General features: G+C 39.9%; 2 protein-coding genes and 1 pseudogene. All 3 read right to left on the bottom strand.

The window, feature by feature from the left end:
- Positions 1-113: 113 nt before the first annotated feature.
- Positions 114-293: pseudogene (locus tag FTU45_RS15025) on the bottom strand (hypothetical protein); the annotation flags it as partial.
- A 203-nt stretch (positions 294-496) separates the two neighbouring features.
- The gene (locus FTU45_RS15020) at positions 497-1,396 is read right to left on the bottom strand and encodes a cation diffusion facilitator family transporter (RefSeq protein ID WP_004665978.1); all 900 of its coding nucleotides are present in this window, start codon (positions 1,394-1,396) and stop codon (positions 497-499) included.
- Positions 1,397-1,481: 85 nt separating this feature from the next.
- The coding region (locus FTU45_RS15015; RefSeq protein WP_180076674.1) for an efflux RND transporter permease subunit at positions 1,482-3,990 on the bottom strand (2,509 nt) is incomplete at its 5' end.

Raw genomic sequence — 3,990 nt, 5'->3', positions numbered from 1 at the left:
TTTGATTCATTTGATTCATTTGATTCATTTGATTCATTTGATTCATTTGATTCATTTGATTCATTTGATTCATTTGATTCATTTGATTCATTTGATTCATTTGATTCATTTGATTCATTTGATTCATTTGATTCATTATTTTTAACTTGTTTTTGTTTAGAATTTTCAACTTTAGAAGCTTTTAAATTCTTTTCAAGAAATAACAAGCCGCCATCTGCATAACTAAAACTTGCGATACTAAAGAATGCACTAATTAACAGTAATTTAGTACAAAATTTATTTTTGAATAGCATGTTTATTTACTCTCATTTAATACTTGTTAGATATTCTAACTTTAAAGAATTAACACCCAGAGGACTCATAAATTACATTCTTGTAATTTTAAAATGTCTCAGGATGGTGTTTAAAGTGCGTGTGATAAATAGAAGTGTAATACAGGAAAATGGTAAGGTTTATCAGCCTAGTCATCTGTCCATTATGTAGAAAGAGCAGCACTTTAATGTTTATGCTGTTCCAATGTATTACATTCCTTACTTTCTATTTGTAACGTAATTTCAGTAATACTATGATTATGTTTTAGAACGTCTAAGGCCTTTTGATAGAGCTGATCTGGATCGCTATTAGGAGCAACCAAATGAGCAGTTAAATGAATGTTTTTTGAAGATATAGCCCAGACTTTCAACTGATGAATCCCTTCAACACCCTCTAGCATCAATAAATCATTTCTTAACGACTCAATATCAATCTCATCAGGAACCCCTTCAAGCAAAATATGGATACTTTGTTTTAATAAAACCCAAGTTCGAGGTAAAACCCAGAAGCCAATTAACACAGCGATTACGGTATCTACCCACATCCACTGGGTAAAATAAATGACCACTCCTCCGATAATCACGCCTATCGATCCCAGTGCATCACTAAGGACTTCTAAATATGCGCCTTTCACATTTAGACTTTCTTGAGCACTCGCAGAAAGGATTTTCATTGAAATCAAATTTATGACCAAACCAATGACTGCGACAATCATCATTCCAACACTTTGAATTTCAGCAGGATGCGTAAAGCGTTGGTAAGCTTCATAGACAATATATATCGCCACCACAAAAAGCATCACTGCATTAAACAGAGCCGCTAAAATTTCGAATCGCTGATAGCCAAAAGTTCTTTTATCATCTGCGGCTTTTTTACCAATTTTGATAGCAGCAAGAGCAATAGCTAATGCGGCTACATCAGTAAACATGTGAGCGGCATCAGACAGTAATGCTAAACTTTGGGTAATAAAAGCAGCGACAACTTCTACTATTAAGAAAGTAGTCGTTAAACCCAAAGCAAACATTAATTTCTTACTATTTCCTTCAGTAACAACCGCATGGCTATGATCATGATGTTCTGACATAAAATTTTCCTTATTCAATCCATGATTAGCAGAGATACTTGAGACAGACCCAATATCTCTGCTAAAAATTGCTTAATCTAATGGATTAAGAAGCTTTCTTTTCATTCATCCACCGGTACAGTACAGGCAATAAAACCAATGTAAGCAGGGTAGAGGAGATAATTCCTCCAATGACTACAGTCGCTAAAGGTCTCTGTACCTCTGCCCCAGTACCGGTTGCCAAAGCCATCGGAACAAACCCAAGGGAAGCAACACAAGCGGTCATTAACACAGGTCTTAAACGCAATATTGCACCTTGCCACGTTGCATAATAAAGGTCATATTGCTGTCGCAGCTCTTTGATAAAGGTAAGCATCACTAAGCCATTCAGTACAGCCACCCCCGATAGTGCAATGAAGCCAACGCCTGCTGACATGGATAATGGAATGTCACGCAACCACAACGCGATTAAGCCTCCACTCAAGGCAAACGGTACACCACTAAAGACCAGTAAGCTTTCTTTGATGTTGTGAAATACAGCCATCAATAGAATAAAGATCGTCAACAATGCGAGCGGAACCACCAATTGCATACGCGCTTTTGCAGACATCAGATTTTGAAATTGACCGCCATAATCTATCCAATAACCGCTTGGTAATTCCTGTTTGGATAACGTGCTCTGAAGCTCTGTTACGAATGAGCCTAAATCACGTCCTTCTACATTTGCAGTAATAACCACTCGACGTTTACCATTTTCACGGCTGACCTGATTAATACCCAGGATATTTTCAACGCGTGCCACATCTTGCAGTTGGACTAAGCCACCATTCGGCAATTGAACAGGAAGTAGCGCTAACTGTTCAGGACTACGTTGGGAGTCATCTAGACGAATCACAAAATCAAAACGCTTGTCTCCCTGTAAAATGGTTCCAACATTTTGACCACCGACACTTGTCGCCACCAGATCCTGAATTGCTCTTACCGACAAGCCGTATTGTGCTGCTCTGGACTTATCAACTTCTACATTCAACAAGGGTAAGCCGCTGGTTTGCTCTACATTAACGGCTGTCGCGCCTGAAATTGATTTAATTTTCTGAGAAATCTTATTCGCTTCACGATTCAGAATTTCCATATCATCGCCAAATAACTTGACACCCACATCACTTCGCACCCCTGAAATCAACTCGTTAAAACGCAGTTCAATGGGTTGCGAGAACTCACTGTTATTTCCCGGCAATGTCGCTAAGAAAGTAATCATTCTTTGGCGAAGCTCATCAATCGTTTGTTTTGGATCAGGCCATTCATCATGAGGTTTTAACAGTACCACGCCATCTGAAATGTTGGGTGGCATGACATCTGTGGCCACTTCTGCTGTACCGGTACGGGCAAAGATTGCTTTAATTTCAGGAAATTCTTTCAACAGTAACTTTTCAGTATTTTCCTGCATTCTCAGTGACTGTTCTAACCCTGTACTTGGGGAACGCATTTGCTGAACAGCAAAATCACCTTCACCCAGTTGAGGTGCAAACTCGCTACCTGTTTGAGTAGCTAGCACACCCGTAAGCACTAAAATACAGGCAGCCACAATAGTCACAAATAAACGAAGCTCATAGGCTCTATCTAAAAGCAATTCATATTTGGTTTTAAGCCAATGCATCCAGCGACTTTCGGTTTCCTTGACTTCTCCAGTGACAAATAGGGCAACTGCGGCTGGCACAAAAGTGACAGATAAAATCATGGCCCCAATTAAAGCCAGTACAACCGTCATTGCCATAGGATGGAAAAGTTTGGCTTCTACACCCGTCAGGGTAAAGATAGGTAGATAAACTACCAAAATAATTAACTGTCCAAAGATGAGAGGACGACGCGCCTGTTTTGCAGCCAAGAAGACTTCTTTAAATCTTTCAGAACGGCTAAGTAAACCACCTTTCAGCTTCTGAGCTTCTGCTAGCCGACGGATACAGTTTTCTACAATAACCACTGCACCATCAATAATAATACCGAAGTCCAGTGCCCCTAAACTCATCAGATTTGCACTAATCTTCTGCTCTGCCATTCCCGTCAAGGTAAACAGCATTGACAGTGGAATAACGCAAGCCGTGATCAGCGCAGCACGGAAATTACCTAGAAAGAGAAATAAAATAACAATGACGAGGATTGCACCCTCAATCAAATTTTTCTGAACGGTTTTGATCGCCCGATCAACCAAATGCGTACGGTCATACACAGTCTCAATCACCACACCTTTAGGTAGCGATTGCTGGATCGATTGCACCTTTTCATCAATGGCTTGAGCAACGGTACGGCTATTTTCTCCCATCATCATCATGGCAATACCCAATACAGTTTCTTCACCATTATAGGTTGCAGCCCCTGTTCTTAAGTCATGACCAATTGAGACATTGGCGACATCTGCCACCCGAATAGGATAGCCGTTTTTATTGGTAATACTGATGTTCTGGATATCTTCAATCGTGTTTAAAGTGCCGGGAACACGAACCGTTAGCTGTTGTCCATTTTTCTCAATATAGCCAGCACCACGGTTTTCATTATTCTCTGTTAAGGCAGTTTGTAAATCAGACAAAGGAATTTGCAATTGTTGCAATCGGTTCAGA

The organism is Acinetobacter sp. YH12106 (assembly GCF_013418995.1).
GTDB classification, from domain to species: Bacteria; Pseudomonadota; Gammaproteobacteria; order Pseudomonadales; family Moraxellaceae; genus Acinetobacter; species Acinetobacter pseudolwoffii.
Note: the sequence above shows the minus strand (reverse complement) of the source record. Positions and strands in the feature narration are given on the sequence as shown.

Bases quoted from the DNA above. Each gene is read 5' to 3' on its own strand.
- FTU45_RS15020 (WP_004665978.1), bottom strand. From the start codon at position 1,396: ATGTCAGAACATCATGATCATAGCCATGCGGTTGTTACTGAAGGAAAT.